The 20,494-nt window shown below is 55.4% G+C and carries 19 protein-coding genes; 9 read left to right on the top strand and 10 right to left on the bottom strand.

The window, feature by feature from the left end; translation table 11 throughout:
• Positions 1-11 precede the first annotated feature (11 nt).
• The 8 genes from L1F29_RS08830 to L1F29_RS08795 all read right to left on the bottom strand — a co-directional run bounded on the left by L1F29_RS08830 (position 12) and on the right by L1F29_RS08795 (position 9,786).
• Positions 12-404: an FxsA family protein gene (locus L1F29_RS08830; protein WP_258387956.1), complete on the bottom strand. Its 393-nt coding sequence runs from the start codon at positions 402-404 to the stop codon at positions 12-14.
• Positions 405-421: 17 nt separating this feature from the next.
• Positions 422-919, bottom strand: coding sequence for an acyl-CoA thioesterase (locus L1F29_RS08825; RefSeq protein WP_258387955.1), 498 nt, complete (start codon positions 917-919; stop codon positions 422-424).
• Positions 920-1,151: 232 nt separating this feature from the next.
• Positions 1,152-2,906 carry a pyruvate kinase gene (pyk, locus tag L1F29_RS08820; RefSeq protein WP_258387954.1) on the bottom strand — a complete coding sequence of 585 codons (1,755 nt, stop codon included), beginning with the start codon at positions 2,904-2,906 and terminating at the stop codon, positions 1,152-1,154.
• 83 nt (positions 2,907-2,989) lie between these two features.
• A complete protein-coding gene (locus L1F29_RS08815; protein WP_258387953.1) occupies positions 2,990-4,018 on the bottom strand; it encodes an acetyl-CoA carboxylase carboxyltransferase subunit alpha in 1,029 nt (342 codons plus the stop codon).
• The gene (accD, locus tag L1F29_RS08810) at positions 4,008-4,880 is read right to left on the bottom strand and encodes an acetyl-CoA carboxylase, carboxyltransferase subunit beta (protein ID WP_258387952.1); all 873 of its coding nucleotides are present in this window, start codon (positions 4,878-4,880) and stop codon (positions 4,008-4,010) included. Before accD ends, L1F29_RS08815 begins: the two co-directional genes overlap by 11 nt.
• A gap of 27 nt (positions 4,881-4,907) precedes the next feature.
• Complete coding sequence (locus L1F29_RS08805; protein WP_204817885.1) at positions 4,908-5,102, bottom strand: glutamate decarboxylase; 195 nt, start codon at positions 5,100-5,102, stop codon at positions 4,908-4,910.
• A gap of 279 nt (positions 5,103-5,381) precedes the next feature.
• A complete protein-coding gene (locus L1F29_RS08800; RefSeq protein ID WP_373876533.1) occupies positions 5,382-5,894 on the bottom strand; it encodes a phosphatidylglycerophosphatase A family protein in 513 nt (170 codons plus the stop codon).
• Positions 5,895-6,087: 193 nt separating this feature from the next.
• A complete protein-coding gene (locus tag L1F29_RS08795) occupies positions 6,088-9,786 on the bottom strand; it encodes a DNA polymerase III subunit alpha (protein ID WP_258387950.1) in 3,699 nt (1,232 codons plus the stop codon).
• Between the two features lie 129 nt (positions 9,787-9,915).
• Between L1F29_RS08795 and L1F29_RS08790 the strand changes: the two genes are divergently transcribed.
• The 3 genes from L1F29_RS08790 to L1F29_RS08780 all read left to right on the top strand — a co-directional run bounded on the left by L1F29_RS08790 (position 9,916) and on the right by L1F29_RS08780 (position 11,112).
• Positions 9,916-10,242 (top strand): YtrH family sporulation protein, encoded by a 327-nt coding sequence (locus tag L1F29_RS08790; RefSeq protein ID WP_258389647.1) that lies wholly within the window; start codon positions 9,916-9,918, stop codon positions 10,240-10,242.
• A 1-nt stretch (position 10,243) separates the two neighbouring features.
• Entirely contained in the window at positions 10,244-10,738 is a 495-nt protein-coding gene (locus L1F29_RS08785; RefSeq protein ID WP_258387949.1) for a sporulation membrane protein YtrI, read from the top strand.
• An 83-nt stretch (positions 10,739-10,821) separates the two neighbouring features.
• On the top strand, positions 10,822-11,112 hold the full coding sequence (locus L1F29_RS08780; protein WP_258387948.1) for a YtpI family protein: 291 nt from the start codon (positions 10,822-10,824) through the stop codon (positions 11,110-11,112).
• A gap of 78 nt (positions 11,113-11,190) precedes the next feature.
• Here L1F29_RS08780 and L1F29_RS08775 read toward each other — a convergent pair whose 3' ends face one another.
• Both L1F29_RS08775 and L1F29_RS08770 read right to left on the bottom strand, forming a co-directional pair.
• Entirely contained in the window at positions 11,191-12,537 is a 1,347-nt protein-coding gene (locus tag L1F29_RS08775) for a DRTGG domain-containing protein (RefSeq protein ID WP_258387947.1), read from the bottom strand.
• A 153-nt stretch (positions 12,538-12,690) separates the two neighbouring features.
• Positions 12,691-13,026: a YlbF/YmcA family competence regulator gene (locus L1F29_RS08770; RefSeq protein WP_258387946.1), complete on the bottom strand. Its 336-nt coding sequence runs from the start codon at positions 13,024-13,026 to the stop codon at positions 12,691-12,693.
• A gap of 277 nt (positions 13,027-13,303) precedes the next feature.
• Here L1F29_RS08770 and L1F29_RS08765 point away from each other — a divergent pair, with 277 nt between their 5' ends.
• The 6 genes from L1F29_RS08765 (at position 13,304) to L1F29_RS08740 (ending at position 20,445) form a co-directional block, all read left to right on the top strand.
• A complete protein-coding gene (locus L1F29_RS08765) occupies positions 13,304-14,668 on the top strand; it encodes a YheC/YheD family endospore coat-associated protein (RefSeq protein ID WP_258387945.1) in 1,365 nt (454 codons plus the stop codon).
• 317 nt (positions 14,669-14,985) lie between these two features.
• Positions 14,986-16,152 (top strand): YheC/YheD family endospore coat-associated protein, encoded by a 1,167-nt coding sequence (locus L1F29_RS08760; protein ID WP_258387944.1) that lies wholly within the window; start codon positions 14,986-14,988, stop codon positions 16,150-16,152.
• A gap of 48 nt (positions 16,153-16,200) precedes the next feature.
• Entirely contained in the window at positions 16,201-17,571 is a 1,371-nt protein-coding gene (locus L1F29_RS08755) for a YheC/YheD family endospore coat-associated protein (protein WP_258387943.1), read from the top strand.
• Complete coding sequence (locus L1F29_RS08750; protein WP_258387942.1) at positions 17,571-18,710, top strand: YheC/YheD family endospore coat-associated protein; 1,140 nt, start codon at positions 17,571-17,573, stop codon at positions 18,708-18,710. Before L1F29_RS08755 ends, L1F29_RS08750 begins: the two co-directional genes overlap by 1 nt.
• 17 nt (positions 18,711-18,727) lie before the next feature.
• A complete protein-coding gene (locus L1F29_RS08745; protein WP_258387941.1) occupies positions 18,728-19,231 on the top strand; it encodes a GNAT family N-acetyltransferase in 504 nt (167 codons plus the stop codon).
• 68 nt (positions 19,232-19,299) lie between these two features.
• Positions 19,300-20,445, top strand: coding sequence for a YheC/YheD family endospore coat-associated protein (locus L1F29_RS08740; protein ID WP_258387940.1), 1,146 nt, complete (start codon positions 19,300-19,302; stop codon positions 20,443-20,445).
• Positions 20,446-20,494: the final 49 nt, after the last annotated feature.

Here is a 20,494-nt window from a genome sequence, read left to right as displayed (position 1 = left end):
TGCCTGCCCGATTAACGCTTGTATATTGTAAACTGGCCCGAACGAAGCTTCTTCTCGATCCAGCGCAGCATGATCCCTTTATAGAACGTTCTAGTCAGCGGGAACAACAGCGTAATCCCGACAATATCGGAGAAGAAACCGGGCAGCAGGAGGAGCAGTCCGCCTATTAACACACACAGCCCATTAAGCATGGCATGTCCCGGCGGCTGCCCGGTTTGCATCTGTCGCTGCACCTCGATGAACGCTTTACGTCCTTCGAGCCGGGCAAATTGGGCTCCGGCAAATCCGGTCGCCAGAATGAGGAAGAACGTCATCCAGCCGCCGACGAGATGTCCCATCTGAATGATGCCCCACATCTCCACCGCCGGAATAATAATGATTGCGGCAATGATCCACTTCAGCATCGCACTCGCTCCCCTTCCTAAATAGTGCCCCGCGAGACGCGCTGCAGCAGGCCGTAGAGCTCCGGCAGCGTCTTGTCCAACCGTGTGGGGCGGAAACTCTTGTTCACCCATACGTGGCTCGTACCGCCTTCGACAAGCAGTTCGCCCGGCGGGGTTTGGCCATGCCATTCAGGCGGATAGCCCTCACCTTCTCCAATGCGTCTTACCTCGGAACGAAACGTTACGCGTAAAGGCGAGAATTGCTCAATCGCCGTACAGATCAGCACGATATCGTCATACCGCGCAGGGGAGACATACTTGCATGCCAGATCGACGACCGGCAGCAGCAGCCCTTCACGCTCGATCTGCTCGTATGACATTCCGGCCTGTCTGATGAACTCGGTTCTGCCAATTTCGAACCATGTTACATAGTTGCCGTGAAACACGACACCCATTTGATCGGTTTCCTGGTACCGAACTCTGATCGGATGCAAATGCCATAATGTTGTTTGTTCGGATTGTTCGGTTTCTTCCATTCGTCCACAACCTTCGTTTACGGCCAGCCGTTAGCCTCAGCCGCTTGTCCAATGTTTTGGTGATAAAGCAAGAAGAACCGGCTGCGCCGTCATTGGAGGCGAGCGAGTTTCTTCGCTCTGAAATATAAGCGAAGTATGGAAGATACTCTCTTATATTTGAACAAAAGCGACGGCAGCTTTCGCACCATCGCTTTCGTTAGTATGCTTATTCCGTTTCCGTATAATGCCGGCCTTAGAGAACCTTGGCTTGTCCGGAGTAAATGACTCCGACCTCGGCATATACCGTTACTTCCATGCCGTCTTGAAGCTGATCCAGCGCATTCTGTACGCCCAGAATAACCGGAATTCCCAGGTTTAACGCTACGATAGCCGCATGGCTCGTTACGCCGCCCTGCTCGGTAATGACTGCGGCCGCTTTCTCGATCGCCGGCATATAATCTTTATCGGTCGAGCCGGTAACGAGAATCGCACCCTCCGTCGTCTTCGCCAGCGCTTCTTGCGAGGAGCGCGCCGTGACGATTTTGCCGGTTGCGCTTTGCGTTCCGATGCCTTGGCCCTTGGCAAGCAGCTCTCCGATCGTATGAATCTTCATCAGATTGGTCGAGCCCGAACGGCCAACCGGCACGCCTGCCGTAATAATAACGGTATCGCCCAGCTTCACGATTCCGGAGTCGATTCCGCCGCGAACCGCAATATCGAACATTTCGTCCGTCGTTTCAGCCGATGTGCCCTTAACCGGAATGACGCCCCAGATGAGCGACAAGCGGCGCATAACTTGCTCGACCGGGGTTACGGCGATAATCGGCGATTTCGGACGATACTTGGATATCATGCGGGCCGTATAACCGCTCTCCGTCGAGGTGATGATCGCTTTGGCTTGCAGATCCAAGGCGGAGTTCGCTACTGCTTGGCTGATCGCCTCGGTGACGGTCGTTTGCTGCGCATTGGCTTGCTTGGTGAAAATCTCGCGGTATTCCAGCGCCTCTTCGGCACGAACGGCAATACGCGACATCGTTTGAACCGACTCCACGGGGTATTTGCCCGCCGCCGTCTCGCCGGACAGCATGATCGCATCCGTACCGTCGAAGATCGCATTCGCGACGTCACTGGCTTCCGCGCGCGTCGGACGCGGGTTGCGCTGCATGGAATCAAGCATTTGCGTAGCCGTAATGACAGGCTTGCCGGCAAGGTTGCACTTCTGGATCATTTGCTTCTGAACCAGCGGCACCTCTTCAGCCGGAATTTCCACGCCAAGGTCGCCGCGCGCTACCATCAAGCCGTCGGATACTTCAAGAATTTCATCGAGGTTGTCTACGCCCTGCTGATTCTCGATCTTGGAAATGATCTGAATATAGCTCGCATTATGACGCTCGAGCAGCTCGCGAATTTCCAATACGTCACTCGCCTTGCGGACGAAGGAAGCCGCAATAAAGTCGACTCCTTGTTCAATGCCGAAGACGATGTCGCTTGCGTCTTTCTCGGTAATGCCCGGCAGCGAGATATGAACGCCCGGCACGTTAACGCCTTTCTTGCTCTTGATCGGACCGCTGTTCACGATGCGGCAGTTGATTTCCGTGCCCTGGATCGATTCAACGACCAATCCGATCAGACCGTCGTCGATCAGAACGGTGGAACCGATGTGCACATCCTCCGGCAAATTCGAGTAGGTCACCGGGATACGTTCCTTATCGCCGAGAATCTCTTCCGTTGTCAACGTAATTGTCTCGCCTTGTATAAGCTCGATCGGTTCTTCCTTCAGCTTGCCCAGACGAATTTCCGGACCCTTCGTATCCAGCAGGATCGCGACGTTCTTCCCAAGCTCCTGGCATGCCTGGCGGATATTCTTGATTCGGTTGCCATGCTCCTCGAAATCGCCATGGGAGAAATTAAGGCGGGCAACGTTCATTCCGGCGTTAATCAGCTTCTTCGTATTCTCAAGCGATTCGCTGGAAGGTCCGATGGTACATACGATTTTTGTTTTGCGCATTGTGTTGTTATTCCCTCCGTATATTGCATAACTTACGTACTTGTTTACAAGAACGGCCTCTAACGCAGGCCTCGCGGTAATTACTATGCTTGACCGGAATCAGCGGTCTCAAACACTTCCGGCAGCTCCTGAACGGATTCGGGCTGTACGGCCTTCTCCGGCTCCCGGAATTCGCCGATCTTGCGGAACTTATTATAGCGGTCCGTCACGAGCTCCTCCGCAGACAGGGGAGCAAGCTCCTGCAGATGGCGCCATACCGCGTCTTTGATCAATTCCGATTGCGAGGCGTAATCGCGATGAGCGCCGCCGCGCGGTTCGGGAATGATCTCCTCGATAATACCGAACTCCTGCAGATCGCCGGCCGTAATCTTCATGACGCCGGCCGCTTCATCTGCGCGGGACGCATCCTTCCATAGAATAGAAGCGGCTCCGTTGGGCGATATAACCGAATAGATCGCATTCTCAAGCATGAGCACCCGGTTGCCTACGCCAAGCGCAAGCGCGCCGCCGCTTCCCCCTTCACCGATGACGACGCAAACGATCGGCACGCCGAACGTTGCCATTTCGCGCAGATTGCGTGCAATAGACTCCGATATCCCGCGTTCCTCCGCGGTATTGCCGGGGTAGGCGCCCTTCGTATCGATAAAGGTGATGATCGGGCGTCCGAACTTATTCGCCTGCTGCATAAGGCGGAGCGCCTTCCGCAATCCTTCCGGATGCGGGCTCCCAAAGAAACGGGCGATATTATCCTTCGTATCTTTGCCGCGCTGATGCCCGACGACGGTCACAGGCACCCCGTTCAGCTTAGCCAGTCCACCGACAATCGCCAGATCATCCGCGAACAGGCGGTCGCCATGCAGCTCGATAAAATCAGTAAATATCGACTGTATGTAGTCCAGCGAAGTCGGACGTTGGTGATGTCGGGCAATGTGCATCTTCTGAGCGGGCGTAAGCTCGCTGTACATCTCTTCCTGCAAAGCCTTGCAGCGCTCCTCAAGCCGCGAAATTTCTTCCGAAAAATCGATGCCAGACCCTTGGCTCAGCTTGTTGAGCTCTTCAATTTTGTTGCGCAGGTCATTTAAAGGCTTCTCAAATGGCAGATCAACCGCCATAAGTCGTATCCCCCTTTGCCGAATGCATGTCAACCAGCTTGGTCAGCAGCGATTTCAGTTCCTTGCGGTGAACAACCTTATCGAGCTGCCCGTGCTGCAGGTTGAACTCAGCCGTCTGAAAATTGTCCGGCAGCTTCTGGCGAATCGTCTGTTCGATCACGACCCGGCCGGCAAATCCGACGAGAGCGCCGGGCTCGGCCAAATTAAAGTCGCCAAGCGTCGCGAAGCTTGCGGGAACCCCGCCGTAGGTCGGATCGGTCATGACCGAAATGTACAATCCGCCCTCGCCTTGGAATTTCGCTAACGCCGCGCTGGTCTTCGCCATTTGCATGAGGCTGATAATGCTCTCCTGCATGCGGGCGCCGCCTGACGTCGAGAATATGATGAGCGGAAGACGCTTCTCATGGGCGTATTCGATCGCACGCGTAATCTTCTCGCCTATAACCGAGCCCATGCTTCCCGCGAAGAAATCAAAGCTCATCACGGCGACGACGACCGGTAGTCCGCCGATCAAGCCTTCGCCGGTCACGACGCCGTCGGCCATGCCTGTTTTTTTCTTCTGCGCTTCCAGCTTGGCGGCATAATCCGGGAAGCCGATCGGATCCTTCGATTCCATCTTGGCATCGAATTCATTCAAGTGCCCGTCGTCAAGCGTCATCGCGATCCGTTCCCAAGCATTCAAGCGGAAGTGGTAGCCGCAGCTTGGGCAGACCTTTAAGTTCTTTTCAATTTCTTTGCTGAATTGAATGTTGCCGCACTGGGGGCATTTTGACATCAATCCTTCGGGTATGTCCGGCTTGGTCCGCGTTTGCCCGGAAGGAATCGTCGCATATTTCTTTTTATGAAATAAGTCCTTGAACAAAAGAGACACCTCTTCGGGGCGCGGTAGTTACCGCTGCGTATTCAAAATGTTGTTGAGCACTTCCTGAACTTCTTCCAACTCACCGGATGGAACCAATATTTCAAACTGCTGCTTGGATACATTAATCGGGCGAATCTTTACGAGAAACCCTTCCTGCGTCAGTCGATTTCGAATGCTTTCCGCGATTTTGGCCGTTGGCGCGATATAAATGACCGTCCACATGAAAGGTACCTCCTGAACATAATTAACCTGCTTGATGCAAGGGTCGATCGCATGCACGCTGTGTTTCTTTCTCATGAAATTCACGGTATCCGGGCATATGATGTCATAATGATATCATAAATGTTATTTTCATCGCAACGATGCACGAGGGTATGTTTGCGGGAGCCCGGGACCGTGAACCTTCGAATGAGTACTTCCTTAAGGAACGCCCGGGATCTGTGAACCTTCGGGCAGGCACTTCCTTAGGGAGCGCCCGGGATCCATGAACGATTCCCATTATTAGGGGGCGTCCGGGATCTGATAACGGTTCGCTTTGGGATCCTTATGAGCGATGCGAGCCGATGCCGCGGCCGCCAGTCCGGCGATCAAATCGTCAAGAAACACATGCACATGCTTGCCTTTCTCATTCAGCTTGCGAATGATGCCCGGCTTCACTTTATCTAAATAACCAAAGCTGGTCAGTCCGATCATCCCGTATACATTCGTTATTCCGAGCGCCAGCGTCTCATCCACGCCATACAAGGATTCGTCTGCTTCCATAATCGCCTGCAGCGGCTGCGGCAGCTGCTTGCGCTCCGCCAGCTCATCCAAGGCGATGCCCGTGAACAGCACATATTGAACTTCGCGTTTTGCGAGCACCGCCAGTACGCTCTCCGCGCATTCCTCTACGGTCAAATCGGTATTATACGGCCTCTGCAGCGAATAGACGATTTCTGCAACATCGCTGACGGTAACTCCCCGGCTGAGCAGCCACTTCTCCATTTCGGATAACAATGATTCATCCCCCCGCATCGGCTTGCGCGTGAGGCTGAGACATTCTCCCGTAACCGGATTTGTCGTCGTACTCACGCTCAAGCGGCGAAAATACGGAGCTCCACAAGCGGATCTTCTACGCAGAAGATCCGCTGTCTTCGGGCTCCGTGTCTCATAAATGTATGCGGACAGGGCGTAAGTTGTGCATGTAAAATAGCGATCAGGCGGCAAGTTATTTCACAATTGCCGAGCCTTTGCCGAATAACGACTCGATGTCCGTGATCAGCTGCTCGGACGGCTTCACGCGGTAAGCCTCGCTGAGGGCGACCGTCTTCTGCCGTGCTTCATAGAACAGCACCGTCTCAAGCGGGCCGTTATTACCGGACAGCAGCGTCTTGAGCCGCTCGAGCGCCGCCGCTTCTTCCCGGCCTGCGGCAACCTTGATATACAGCCGCTGCTGATGCTGCTGCCGCCTGACCGCCGCAGCGGGCGCAGCCTGGGCGGCCCGCTGCTGATGCGGCTTGCCCGCAGGCTCCGCCGCGCCGCCTTGAGGCGGCTTCGGCGCGGACGCAGCCGCGGCTGGCGCCGAAGCCTGGGCAGGCTGCGCGCTGCCGCTTCTGCGGGCGCCGGCCTGCGCCGTGGGCGCTTGCGCGCCGCCGCCGCGGGACGCTCCCCGCGCTTGCGCCTGCCGCTGCAGCCGCCGGACCTGCTCCGCCAGGTTCAGGTCCGGGCGGCCGAGCGGGACGACGTCATCAAGCAGCAGCTTGAAGTCTTCGTCCTGATGCTGGACCGTCGCCAGCACGACGGCGAGGCTTCCGGGCTCCAGAAGCGCCGCATGGCGCGACCAGACCGCCGGGAAGGCGACTGCTTCCAGGCGCATGATCCGGTCCTCCAGCTCCAGGAACGCCATCGCCTGCCCCTTCTTCGTCGTAAAGCGCTTCGCCGATACGACCATCCCGGCGATAAGCGCCTTCCCGCCTTCCGGCGCTTCAGCCAAATCGACCAGCCTGTCCAGCGGCAGCTCTTCCAAGGCGGGCTCGTAATCATCCAGCGGATGGCCGGACAGATAGAGCCCGAGCAGCTCGCGTTCCAGCTCAAGCAGCTGACCGGTCGTGAATGGCTGCACTTCCGGCAGCTCGACATCCCAGTTCTGAACTTCGTCGAAGCCGAACATCTCCAGCTGCAGCTCTTCCCGTTCCTTGCGCCACCTGGACGCGGCATCCACCGTCTCGTCCAGCGCCGCGAAGAGCTGCGCCCGGTGTCCCGGGAGCGTATCGCAAGCGCCTGCTTGAACAAGCGATTCCAGCACCCGCTTGTTCACTACGCGCAGATCGACGCGTCTGCACAGATCGAGCAAACTGTCGAATGGACGCTCCGCTCTTTCTTTCTTGATCGACTCGATTGCCTGGCTTCCGACATTCTTGATCGCCGCCAAGCCGAACCTAATCGCGCCTTCCGCCGGCGTGAACGAGATATCGCTCTCGTTCACGTCGGGAGGCAGCACGTCAATGCCCATTCTTCGGCATTCGTCGACATATTCGGCCGTCTTGTGCTGGTTCCCTGTCACCGATGCGAGCATCGAAGCCATGAACGGCACCGGATGATTCGCCTTCAGCCAAGCCGTCTGAAAGGAAAGCACGCCGTAAGCGGCCGCATGCGCGCGGGGAAAACCATAGTCGGCGAACCTGACGATCATATCGTAGACCCGGTTCGCGTCTTCCTCCGAATACCCCTGCCCCAGACTGCCCTGCACAAAATGTGCCCGCTGCTCGTCAAGCACCTCGCGCTTCTTCTTTGATACGGCACGCCGGAGCAAATCCGCTTCTCCGAGCGAGAAGCCCGCCATCGACGAGGCGATCTGCATAATCTGCTCCTGATAGACGATGATGCCGTACGTATCGGCAAGAATCGGCTCGAGTGACGGATGCGGATACTCGACCTCCACGACCCCGTGCTTGCCCTGGATGAACTTCGGAATGAACTCCATCGGGCCTGGCCGGTATAATGCGACGACGGATACGATGTCTTCGAACTTCGTTGGCTTCAGCTCCCGCAGCACCCGTCGCATACCAGCGGACTCCATCTGGAAAATACCAGTCGTATCCCCATGGCTCAGCATGGCATACGTCAGCGGGTCATCGTCGGGAATAAACCGAAAATCGACTGTGATCCCATGCTGCCGCTTTACCCATTCAAGCGCCCGTTCCAGAATCGAGAGCGTCCGTAGGCCGAGAAAGTCCATCTTCAGCAAGCCAACGGCTTCCAGGTGCTCCATCGAATATTGCGTTAGCGCCGTCTGCTCCGTGCCGGCCTGAAGCGGAACGACATGCGTCAGCGGCTTGCCGGAGATCACGACGCCTGCGGCATGCGTAGAGGCATGGCGCGGCATGCCCTCCACCTTCAACGCCATATCGAGCATCGCCCTGGTCTTCGGCTGCCGCTCATACGCCTCGCGCAGCTCGGTGCTGACGCGGAGGGCTTCCTCCAGCGTCATGCCGAGCTGGCCGGGAATCAGCTTGGCTGCCCGGTCAACCTCCGCGAACGGAACGGCCATCGCCCGGCCGACGTCACGGACCGCCGCGCGCGCCGCCATCGTCCCGAAGGTGATGATCTGCGCGACATGCTCCTCGCCATATTTTGCCGATACATAAGTAATGACCTCGTCCCGCCGTTCATCGTTGAAATCGATGTCGATGTCCGGCATCGAGATGCGTTCCGGATTCAGGAACCGTTCGAAGAGCAGCTTGTACTTGAGCGGGTCGACATCCGTAATTCGGAGCGTGTAAGCGACCAGACTGCCTGCCGACGAGCCCCGTCCGGGACCGGTGCGGATTCCCTGGTCGTGGGCAAACCGGATGAAATCCCATACGATCAGGAAGTAATCGTTGAAGCCCATGCTGTCGATAACGGAAAGCTCGTAGAGCAGCCGCTGCTCGGCCCGCTCCCGGTATGCCGGATCTTCCGTCCATTCCGGTTTGCCTGCATAACGGGCCTCGAGCCCTTCCCGGCACAGCGTCGACAAATACGCGGCGCTTGTCATCCCGGACGGAATAGGCCCGAAGGATGGCAGCAGCGCACGTCCGAAGGTCAGCTCGAGCTCGCATTTGGCTGCGATTTCGACCGTCCTCGCCACCGCCTCGGGCGCTTGCCGGAACTGCTTCGCCATCTCGTCTGCGCTCTTCAGATAGAGCTGGTCGGTTAGAATCCGCATCCGGTCTTCATCCTCGACCGTCTTGCCGGTTCCGATGCTGATGAGCACATCCTGAACCGCCGCGTCCGAAGCTTCGATATAATGGACGTCATTCGTCACCGTAAGCGGAATGCCCGTCTCCTGCGCAAGCGCGATCATGGCCTGCACCACTTTCTTCTGATCGAGCAGCCCGTGGTCTTGAAGCTCCAGATAGAAGTCCTCGCCGAAAATATTCCGGTAACGGAGCGCCGCTTCGCGCGCCTCCCCGGTCCGGTCATGCAGCAGATGCCAGGAAACCTCGCCTCTCAGGCAAGAGCTTAAACAAACAAGCCCTTCGGAATAGGCGGCCAGCACCTCCATATCGATGCGCGGCTTGTAATGAAAGCCTTCCAGATGGCCGATGGAGCACAGCTTCATTAAATTCCGATAGCCGGTCTCATTCTTGGCCAGCAGAATCAGATGATAAGTCGGATTTTCCTTCCGCGAACCTTTCTCAAACCGCGAGCCTGCGGTCAAATACAGCTCGCAGCCGATGATCGGCTTGATGCCGTGCTTCCTGCATTCTTTATAAAACGGAACGGCGCCGTACATGACCCCGTGATCGGTCAGTGCCAGCGCCTTCATTCCAAGCTCTGCCGCCCGGGCGACAAGATTCCGGATGCGTGCAGCGCCATCTAACAAGCTGTATTCGCTATGAACGTGCAAGTGCACGAAATCTTGTCCGCCGCCCATGTCATCCATTCCTTCCTCGTTCGTTCTTTCGAAGCATCATTTTATACTAGTTTATCATATTGACGGGCTTATCGCCCATAGAATGAGATAGGAGGGACAAGTGTCCTTTCAAGATCCGTAAAGCAGGTGGTGCCGGTGTTGAATCCTTTTCTGACTTGGGCCATTATTGACTTCTTCATCGCGTTCGGCGTTGTATTCGGCGGTGCGATGCTGGCCGGCATCGGCTCCGTCTTTCTTCTCATGCCGCCGGCCGCCATTATGGTCAAAACCGCCAGTCAGCTCAAAATTTGGGCGCTCGTCGCGGCTGTCGGAGGCTCTATCGATCCGATGCGCGTCATAGAGAGCAATATCATCGAAGGCCATCTGTCTCCGGTTGCGATGCAAATCGGCTATATGCTGTGCGCCTTTCTTGGGGCTCATCTGGGCACGGAGCTTATCCGCTGGCTATGCAGAGGAGCGATCTGACATGCGTGTTCCGATGTTTGAACGCTATCACGCTCTTATGCAGGGGGCTGCCGGCTTCATGGTCGGGCTGATCGTCGGCGCCATCGTCTATCATTCCATCTTCCTGCTGAATTTCGAAGCGATCAAGAACATGAACGGCCAGCTGGAAGAGAAGCTGAACCAATACGAGACGGACATCAAGCAGCTGAAGCAGTTCAAAACCCAGCATACGGTTATTAAGAGCGTGCTTCCGATCATCGAACAGGATTTGAAACTCGACGAACTGACCCAGACGGCCTTGAAAAAGAAGCTGCGCGATAATTTGAAGGTATTGATCGGCAGAAGCATCTACGAGATCGACTCCGACGCCAAGATGGCCCGGCTGCTGCTGAGCGGGAAAGTATACACCGATATTTATAAAAAGGATTATACCGTCGAGATCAAGACGATGCTCGTTGTCGATAACGTACTTCAGGTGTGGTTTAAAGCAAAAGTATTGGAGCGGCCTCCTGGATGACGGATGCGACTTTCGCCTATTGTTCCTCTCATGTTACAATGGGGCAAGAAACCGTCCACTGCAAAGGAGCTGTACCCTCGTCTATGGTTGCATTAAATTGGTTATTGGTGATCGGCGTATTCGCATCGCTATTCGCCTCTGTCTTCTTCAGCTATAAAACGCGCCGGTCCAGAGACGGGCGCCAGCGCGGTTTGAACGCCTCGATGATGAACATATCCATGGGCATCATGCTGCTGCTCTTCGCATTGCTGTTCATGCTGGTATACAGCGGCTCTACGGTGAAGGTGATTATCGGTACGCTGTTTATCGTGATCGGCTTGTTCAATTTGTTTGCCGGTCTGCGCAATCATAGCATCTATCGGGCTATGAAATAACGGTGCCGACTCGTTTAAGGGGAGGTGATGGGCAGCGAATAAGCCGCCGAATCACCTCCCTTGTCTTTGTCACCGAATTCAGAACGGATCCATAAGCTGGGCTGTCAGCATTGCTTTGGCGGCCAATCCGCCGGCATCGGTTAATTCAACTTCCAGCTTCGCATTCTTCCGGCTCATCTCCAGCAGCTTCGGCACGATGGCTACCTCGCTTTCAAGCTGCACCGGACGGACGAAATAAGTGGTCAGGCTCTCCACGATATGATCGCGTTTACCCAGCTCCCGGATAAGCCCGCGCGCCGCTAGCGTCATGAGCGTCACGATCACGCCTTCGGAGATGATGCCGAACGTTCCCGACATCTGAGGCGTAATTCTCCCCTTATACACCCATTTGCCGTCCTCGGCGATTTCCGTCTTCGTAAAACCCGCGCTGATTAAATCATCGAAGGTGTCGCCGGATTCGGACTGCCTTCCCGTATACCGCATCGCATCCAGCACTTCGCTGCGGCTGATGGCGGCCAGAAGCTTCCGGTTCTTGTCGACGATCGGCAGCAGATCGATCCCTTCCGCCACCATCGTATGGGCTGCCGATGCGATCGGAATGTTCAGGGCCGCGGTAATCAGATGCCGAGTCATCAGCTTGTCCACGAGCTGGCCGGCGGGAGCGCCCTCGGCATCCTTCATCGTCATCATGCCGACGACGCGCCCGCGGTCGTCCAGAACCGGAAAACGCGATCCGCCGGTGCGCGCAGACAGCTTATAAAAGTCGTCGACCGATTCGCCGAGGCGCATCGTCTCTACCGGTCTGCTGTAGGTGACAATATCTTCGACGAGCATAATCTTCTGCTTAATGAGCCGGTCGAACATCGCCCGGTTAATCATCGAAGCAACGGTATACGTATCATGCTTGGAAGAAATAATGGGCAGCCCCAATGTATCCGCAAGCCGGTTGACGTCCTCGCTCGTTCCGAACCCGCCGGTAATCAGCACGCCCGCTCCCTGCTCCAACGCACAGCGGTGAGCCTTCTCCCGGTTGCCGACGATAAGCAGGCTTCCGGCGTCAATGTACCGGACCATTGCATCCAGCTCCATCGCGCCGATTACAAATTTATGCAGCGTCTTGTTGAGCCCGGATGCGCCGCCGTACAGCCTGCCTTCGACAATATCGGCCACTTCGGCGAAGGTGAGCCGTTCCAGCTTACCGCGCTTCTTCCGTTCGATCCGGACCGTTCCGATCCGTTCCTTCGTGCTGACGAGCCCGAGCGTCTCGGCTTCCTTAATGGCCTTATATGCCGTGCCTTCGCTTACTTCGAATTCTTCCGCCATGGAACGGACCGACAGCTTTGTCCCGATCGACAGCTTCTCTATATATTGAATGAGCCTCTCGTGCTTCGTAAGGGCTTCGTATTCTTTGTCCCCGGTTGCCATACGCTTTCCCCTTTCAATCACATTGAGCGCGGAACAAATTCCTTATTCCTGCCCCGCTTAGACAAACCCGCCTCTGCCGCATACGGCAGAAGCCCGCAGAAGGAAGCGCAATTCGCGCCATCTCTGCGGGCTGCTTGGACATGCGTTTGTCCCCTATTCGACGATGGACCGCAGTGCTTCCGACATAATCCGATTCACATCGTCATAGATGACGCTAAACCGCCGCTCGGCCTCAAACAGTCGGTTGACATGCGGATTCAAGGAAATCAACTCGTACAGCTTGTTCATCTTCTCCATCTCGCCCGGGGACGGCTCTTCGCCGGACATGATTAGCTGCTGAAGCTTCTCCTGCTTCTCGCGGAAGTCATCCATCATCCGCTTCGCATCCGGATCGGCTTCTACAGCCTGAAGCGCCTCCTTGAGCGCCTTCGCTTCTTCTCCCGCCTTCAGCGCGTCCGCCAGTTCATAAGCCTTGTCATATACATTCATCGTCATTCTCCTCCTTACGAATCCTTATCTATCCGCCATAATTGCATTGCCTATCTTGTATCTATGAAAAACTTCTTAATCCCATTATAGCTGCAGCCGGCCTTGCCTAACCATCCTCTGGCAGCATTCGATAAAATTCAGGCTTATTCATACGGAAAGTGAGGGCTCAGGCCAATCACCAAGGGATAGATGTCCTCATATGATAAATTAATTCGTGTAAATCACCTACAGGCCGCTAGCTACTCGTCGCCATCCCCCAGCTTGGAAGGAGATTCCCATGCTGAAATCAAAAATCGCCGTACAAGTGATCAGCTCCGGCATATTGCCCGAAGATGCTGTCATGCTTGGCGAAGCTTATTTGAAACAGTGGAAAATCCCGCTAGGCCAGCCGGTCACGCTCAAGTTCGGCGCATTGCGCCAATTCGTAAAAGTCGTGCCGGTCGAAAAGTTCGACGGCATGCGTATCGGTCAAAGCTTGGCAAGACGAATGGGAATCTATGCAAACACGTCGCTTCGCCTTCAATACCGAAGCGATTCCGCCACACTTGCGATCGGTCCGTTGATCGGCGTGCTGATCAGCCGGGATGATCCGAGTATGCGGGATAAACCGTTTGGTTCCATTACGATGTTTTGCAAGGAGCTTGTCGACGCATGCGTCGCGCAAGGCGCCCATGTCTACTTCTTTACCCCAAATCACATCGAAGGGAACTTCAATACCGTTGAAGGCTGGGTTTACGCTGACGGCTGGCGCAAGGCGTCCGTCCCTGCGCCGGACGTTGTCAACAACAGGCTTACGTCCCGTAAGCTGGAGAATAAGCCCAGCGTACAACATTTTTTGAAAGAAGTAAAATCCCGTTATAACACTGTCGTATTCAACGAAAAGTTTCTGGATAAGCCGGAAGTGTTCGAAGCATTGAAGCGTGACGCGGCGCTTGTCAAATACCTGCCCGAGTCCCATGTGCTCCGTAATTACACCTTGCTTAAATCGATGTGCTCGCGCTACCATACCGTATTTCTGAAGCCTGTACGCGGCAGTCTCGGGAAGGGCATCATCCGGATCTCGAAGGACGGCGATCATTACCAGGCCCATTTCGCGACGGTCGGCGGTACGCGCAAGCAGCAGTTCGCCAGCCTGCTGAAGTTCTTCACCTCCATTTCCGGGAAAATGAAGACGGTCCGCTATCAGATTCAGCAAGGGCTGAACCTCATCGATATCGGAGGCCGGCCCGTTGATTTTCGCGCACTCGTGCAGAAGAACGAGACCGGCAAATGGTCGCTCACCTCAATCGTCGCGCGTACGGCCGGCAGCCATCACTTCGTCTCCAATCTTGCGCGGGGCGGCACGCTCAGCACCGTTAAGGAAGCAGTCGCCAAGTCCAATCTGTCCTATGCGCAGGGCCATGACGCGCCTTCCCGGCTGCAAAAAGCCGCGCTTGAGATCGCCAAAGGTATCGATACGCATATCCCGGCCCATTTCGGCGAGCTGGGCATCGATCTGGCACTCGATTCTAACGGCCGCATATGGCTGCTGGAAGTGAATTCGAAGCCGTCCAAGAACGACAATACCCCGCTGCAGGAGCAAAAAATCCGGCCATCGGTCCGTAATATGATCCGTTATGCAAGGCATGTGGCGAAATTTTAGGAAATCGAGAAGTTTAAGCTCCGTAAAAACTAAGATTATGCTTACGAAGCGAGTTTTGCTGCGAAGGATTTCGTGAAGCATAGGCTACACAAAACTTAAGCCTATGCTTCAGATGCGAGTTTTTACTGTGTAGTTATTCCAGGTAGTTTAAGCTCCGTAAAAACTAAGATTATGCTTACGAAGCCAGTTTTGCTGCGAAGGATCTCGAGAAGCATATGCTGCACAAAACTTAAGCTTTTGCTTCCGAAGCGAGTTTTTACTGTGTAGTTATTCCAGGAAGCTCAAGCTCCGTAAAAACTTTTAGGAGGTTGCAAACCGTGACCAAGCAGAAATCCGTGATCGGCATTCTGGTCCATGAACCAGACGAAAGCCGGATCCATGACTCGGGTACTCCGGAAAGGGTGCCGGAGAATAGCTTCTGCCGGGAGTTATGCCGGCTTGGCCGAGAGCTGGGACTGTTCGTTTACGTATTCTGGGCATCAAACGTCCGGGCCGCCTCCAGCACAATCCGAGGGTATATACACCGCCGCGGCAAATGGGAAGCCGTCGACTGCCCGCTCCCTGATTTTATCTATGACCGCACCTTATGCAAGAACGCTTCGGACCGGCGGGATCGTCATGCAGCCCTCTCGGCGCTCAAAGAAAGTCATCTGTTCATTCTCCTGAATGGTTCCCTTCCCGGAAAGTGGGACGTATACGAAGCGATGCTGGGAGATGAGCTGCTGCGCCCGATGCTCCCGCCTACGTACCGATATAATGGCCTAGAGTTGTTGTCAGAATTAATGAATTCCCACCGGTCAGGTTTGTTTCTTAAGCCTTCGGCAGGTTATCAAGGACGCGGCGCCTTACGGCTCGAACAATGCGCGGAGGGTTACCGTATCTCGGGAAGAAACGCCGGCAATAAGCCGCTGCACCGGACATTTGCCCATTTAAATGATTTCACCCTCTGGATTGAACCATTTGCCCGTTCGGCGGCATACATTATTCAACCGTATTTGCAGCTTACCGATATGAACGGGCTCGCTTTTGATATTCGATCACTCATTCAGAAGGATGAACGAGGTCGTTGGCATACGACTGGCTCAGCCCTGCGCGTTGGCGAAGCAGGCAGCGTGACGGCCAATCTGCACGGCGGCGGCACTGCGCAAGAAGCATTCAAAGGACTGTCGCACAGATTCGGCGCCAATAAGGCGCGTGAGCTTTTAGCCCGCATGAATCGTATCAACGAGCGTGCTGCGATACTGCTGGAGCAGCGGTTCGGACGTCTCTGCGAGCTTGGTTTCGATTATGGCGTTGAGCCGGATGGCCGGCTGTGGCTGCTGGAAGCGAATGCGAAGCCAGGACGCCAGTCGTTTCAAGATAACACGGAAACGGCAAGGAACGCAGCGGTTCGGCCGCTTCAATACGCGCTGCTGCTGGCAAACAGCCGCAGCCCCCTTTTTCAGTCGAACGTCCAAACAACCGTAACAGCGCGATGGCGCTGATGCTGCAGCTGCTCGAATCCAGAGGAGATCCAACCAGGAGGTCCATCCATGAGTTTGACATCGTGTCACGTTCACTTCTCGCCGCACAGCGATAGAGTCATCCACTTGTCGGGTTCGCTCCTTAAATCGTTGAAACTGTCGGGTAAGAAGACGGTTCAAATAAGGTTCGGCAAGGAAACGATTACCGCGGCATTGAAATCCATTCGACGCCAAGGCCATCACTTATATCTGTCCGCCGGCGTGCGCCAGTTGATCCGGGTACCGAAGACGGGCAGCATCTCGCTGCTGCATGCAGCCGAGAACGAAGTGAAGATCGGGCCCTTGATCGGGGTATTGACGGACGCCGTTTCCCGTTCGATAACCGCGCCGTTCGGCCCCCGCACCGGACATATCAAACAGCTCGTGCGCACAGGAGAGAGCAAGGCTTACTTCTTCGCCTTTACGCCGCGGGATATTAACTGGCAGCAGGAGACGGTCAACGGCTATTTTCTGAACCAGAGCGGCTGGTACCGCAAGATCGTCCCTCTTCCCGATGTGGTGTATAATCGCCTGCCCAGCCGCAGAGCGGAAACAACTCCCAGCATTATGAATTTAAGAGAGCGCTTCGTGAAGAATAAGATTCCCTTCTTCAATTGGAGCTTCTTCGATAAATCGGATGTATATAAAATGCTTGACCAGGATGTAGAAGCGCTGGAGCATCTGCCGGAATCGGTCAATAACCCAAAGCCGGAGAAGATCAAAGAAATGCTGGAGAAGCATCAATTTATCTACTACAAGCCGACTGCCGGCAGTCTTGGTATAGGCATATACCGGTTAACCTACCATCCGAAACGGGGTTATTTCGCCCGTTACCGCCGCAATGGCTCGAATGTTCTGCTGCGCTTTACGAACTTTCAAAGCCTGATGCGGATGCTGCAGGCCAGGCATGGCAACGCACTTGGACGCTATGTATGCCAGCAGGGTGTCCGGTTGATTGAAATTGACGGTTGTCCGATCGACTTCCGTTTCCACATGCATAAGAACGGTTCGAACGAATGGATTCCCGTCGGGATCGGGGCGAAGAAAGCCGGCCGCGGCAGCGTGACCACCCATATTAAGAACGGCGGAACGCTGCTTACGCCGGAACAGGCGCTTGGGCGGACGTTCGAAGGCAGTGCGGGCGAGATTCTCGATAAGGCCAAGAAGGTTTCCATTAAGCTGTCGGAAGCGATCGAGCGGAATTTCCCGCATACGCTTGGCGAGCTGGGGCTCGATATCGGAATCGATAAAGAAGGCAAGGTTTGGATGTTCGAAGCGAATGCGAAGCCAGGACGATCCATCTTCAGCCACCCGTCCCTGCGCTCACAAGGACGGGACTCCTTCACCCACATTGTTGAACACTGCATGTATTTAAGCAGGTTTAAAGGAGGGGGCAGTTGATGCCAATCGAACCCCAGGATCCGCAGGATTCGGTGGACATCCTGAGCAAGAAGCCGGTGCTCGCCATCCTGACGATCGATGACGACATCCAACTGTTCCGGGGCAACCGAAGCAACTATGCCGACTTAATACGCATTGGCCGCGAGCACGGATTTCTTGTTTATGTCGTGACCATCAAACAGTTGAAGCTGAAGCGAAAAGTTCTCGATGGCTACACTTACCAGGAATCTTCCGATGCATGGCAGCTGCAGCAGTTCCCTTTTCCCGATTTGATCTATAACCGTATTCCGCAGCGCGAGGATGAGCTGCTGCCGATGGTCCGCCAGAAAATCGCCGCATGTATGCGCAGTCCGCATGTCCAGCTGTTCAATCCGAAGTTCTTCAATAAATGGAGTCTGTTCAAATGGCTGCGGCAATCAAGTACGACAAGACCCTATATCCCGTCGACTCAGCGCATGCTGACCCGGGAAAGTCTGGCCAACATGATGCGCAAGCATACGTTTCTGTATTTGAAGCCGATTAGCGGCAAAGCCGGCAAAGGGATCATGACCATCAAGGTGCAGCCGGAGAGGTCGCTTCCCTATAAGCTCAAAGTTCAGGCCAACAAGAAAAGCCTGACGTATAGCTGCGGAACGCTCCAAAAGCTGTGGGTCCGCGTGAAGAAGGAATGCGGCGGCGAGCGGTATATAGCCCAGCAAGGCATTATGCTTGCCGCCTACAATGACCGCCGGTTCGATTTGCGCGCGCTCGTGCAAAAAAACCAGCGCGGCATTTGGGAGCTGTCAGGCATCGGAGCCCGCGTTGCCGGCTCCTTCAGCATTACGACCCACGTACCGCGAGGAGGCAGCATCGAGGACCCGGAGAAATTGCTTGTCAGCGCATTCGGCCAAGAAGAAGCGCGTAAACTGCTAATGAAGGCCCGCATCACCTCCCTGCTGATTGCCAAACAAATCGAGCGCGGCGCCGGATATACGCTCGCCGAGATGTCGATGGATCTTGGCGTTGACCAGCATGGCAATCTGTGGTTCTTCGAAGCCAACGCCAAGCCGATGAAATTCGATGAGCCGGATATACGGAGACTTTCGCTGGAACGCATTTTTCATTATGGCCGCTATTTAATACGAACGAAATCCAGTTAATCGCGAGGTGATTGCACGTGGACATCAGGCTGCTGCCCCCCGACCGATGGCTCGCCACTCGGGAGAAATTGCTCGCCTTCGCCGTTCAATGTGGCAGCGGCCGTTTGTCCGTCGATGCCCTTTCCTTGCTTCGCCATGTTCAAGCATTAGAGCCTGTTACCCATAATAGCCGGACCAGACCAGCCGGTGTTGATGCCGGCACTGCGCCGCGGCAGCCGGCAGAACGCGAATCAGCCGCTATCGCCGTTGCCGTGGAAGCCGGCAAACTAGCGGGCTTCGCCTTTGCCGTGGATGCCGGCGAGCGGGCTTGCATCGTGGTGGTCCGCCCGCAGATGCGCGGCCGCGGCGCCGGCAGCGCCCTGCTGACGCAACTGCGGCAGCATTACGGGCAGCTGGCCTGCAGCGTCGCTGCGGATAACCCGGCCAGCATGCAGATGTGCTTCCGCGCCGGAATGAAGGCTGTCGGGATGCATCGCGGGCCGACTGGCAAGCCGACGCTCCGATTTGAATTCAGCCGCTAATGCCTTCATAATTTTCATGCTTACGATGATGCGTTTTCCTGGTCGAAAACGTCTTAGGAGGAAGCCCCGTGGGATTGCCTGTGCTCGGGATATTGACTCTCTATTTAAATGATAACGGCGCCCTTGAAGAGAGGCCCATCTACCAGCGGATGACGTTAGCCGGCAAAAAGATCGGACTGGATGTCTTCGTCTTTACGCCATCGGATGTTAACTACAAGCAAAACCGGATCCATGCGCATGTCTATAATACGGCTACGAAGAGCTGGTCGCGCAAGTGGAGCTCATTTCCCCATATGATCTACGACCGATGCCGGATTCAACGCAGTCATAGATTCGAGCAGCTTCTCCACTTCCGGAAGCAATACGGTCACCTGACCTTCCTGAACCGGGTGCTGCGAAACAAATGGACGGTTTATAAAACAATGCGCAAGGATGAGCGGTTCCGCGCCAATCTGCCGCATACGCGCATGTATGAAAGCCAGAAGGATCTGACCGATATGATCCGCAAGTACCCTCTTGTCTATTTGAAACCGATCAATGGTACGGGGGGACGGGGCATTCTTCGCATCGAGAAGAATCAAGACGGCACTTATCTCATCCAAGGGCGGGATCAATCGCGGCGGATCATCAGTCCCGTGCGCGTGCCGCTATCCGCGCTGCACAGCCGTCTCGCTTCATGGAATTTGAAAGGAAATCGCTATTTGGTTCAGCAGGGCATTCAACTCAAGCTTTCGAACGGCCGTGTCCACGATTACCGGATGCTCGTGCAAAAGAACGGTTCGGGCGCATGGGAAGTGACGGGCTGTGCAGGACGAATCGGAGCGCCGCGCAGCATTACCTCGAATCTGCACGGGGGCGGCGAGGCCGTTACGATGAAGGCGCTGCTGGAGCGGTGGATCGGCAAAGAAGATTCGATCGAAAAGATCATGCGAACCGCTGAAGAGCTGGGCGTGCAGACCTCCTCCTTCCTGGAGCAATCTTACGGGAGACTTTGCGAATTAGCACTGGATCTAGCCATTGACCGCAAAGGCCATATCTGGCTGCTTGAAGTCAATCCCAAGCCGGCGCGCGAAGTTTTCATTCAAGCCGGGGAGAAGGAGACCTACCGGCGCGCGATCGAAAAACCTCTCGAATATGCCTTATGGCTGTACAATCAGAAGAAGCTTCGCAAAGAGAAAGCGGCCACGCGCGAAGAAACAAATCCCGACACGTAACTACGCTGCCGGGATTCGTCTTCTCTTCCTATATTCGAATGGATAATCG

The organism is Paenibacillus spongiae (assembly GCF_024734895.1).
Taxonomy (GTDB): domain Bacteria; phylum Bacillota; class Bacilli; order Paenibacillales; family Paenibacillaceae; genus Paenibacillus_Z; species Paenibacillus_Z spongiae.
Note: the sequence above shows the minus strand (reverse complement) of the source record. Positions and strands in the feature narration are given on the sequence as shown.

What these genes read in the sequence shown, in the direction of transcription:
- L1F29_RS08830 (WP_258387956.1), bottom strand. Translation starts at nt 404, where the DNA reads ATGCTGAAGTGGATCATTGCCGCAATCATTATTATTCCGGCGGTGGAG.
- L1F29_RS08825 (WP_258387955.1), bottom strand. Translation starts at nt 919, where the DNA reads ATGGAAGAAACCGAACAATCCGAACAAACAACATTATGGCATTTGCAT.
- pyk (WP_258387954.1), bottom strand. Translation starts at nt 2,906, where the DNA reads ATGCGCAAAACAAAAATCGTATGTACCATCGGACCTTCCAGCGAATCG.
- L1F29_RS08815 (WP_258387953.1), bottom strand. Translation starts at nt 4,018, where the DNA reads ATGGCGGTTGATCTGCCATTTGAGAAGCCTTTAAATGACCTGCGCAAC.
- L1F29_RS08805 (WP_204817885.1), bottom strand. Translation starts at nt 5,102, where the DNA reads ATGTGGACGGTCATTTATATCGCGCCAACGGCCAAAATCGCGGAAAGC.
- L1F29_RS08800 (WP_373876533.1), bottom strand. Translation starts at nt 5,894, where the DNA reads ATGCGGGGGGATGAATCATTGTTATCCGAAATGGAGAAGTGGCTGCTC.
- L1F29_RS08795 (WP_258387950.1), bottom strand. Translation starts at nt 9,786, where the DNA reads ATGGATGACATGGGCGGCGGACAAGATTTCGTGCACTTGCACGTTCAT.
- L1F29_RS08785 (WP_258387949.1), top strand. Translation starts at nt 10,244, where the DNA reads ATGCGTGTTCCGATGTTTGAACGCTATCACGCTCTTATGCAGGGGGCT.
- L1F29_RS08780 (WP_258387948.1), top strand. Translation starts at nt 10,822, where the DNA reads ATGGTTGCATTAAATTGGTTATTGGTGATCGGCGTATTCGCATCGCTA.
- L1F29_RS08775 (WP_258387947.1), bottom strand. Translation starts at nt 12,537, where the DNA reads ATGGCAACCGGGGACAAAGAATACGAAGCCCTTACGAAGCACGAGAGG.
- L1F29_RS08770 (WP_258387946.1), bottom strand. Translation starts at nt 13,026, where the DNA reads ATGAATGTATATGACAAGGCTTATGAACTGGCGGACGCGCTGAAGGCG.
- L1F29_RS08765 (WP_258387945.1), top strand. Translation starts at nt 13,304, where the DNA reads ATGCTGAAATCAAAAATCGCCGTACAAGTGATCAGCTCCGGCATATTG.
- L1F29_RS08755 (WP_258387943.1), top strand. Translation starts at nt 16,201, where the DNA reads ATGAGTTTGACATCGTGTCACGTTCACTTCTCGCCGCACAGCGATAGA.
- L1F29_RS08750 (WP_258387942.1), top strand. Translation starts at nt 17,571, where the DNA reads ATGCCAATCGAACCCCAGGATCCGCAGGATTCGGTGGACATCCTGAGC.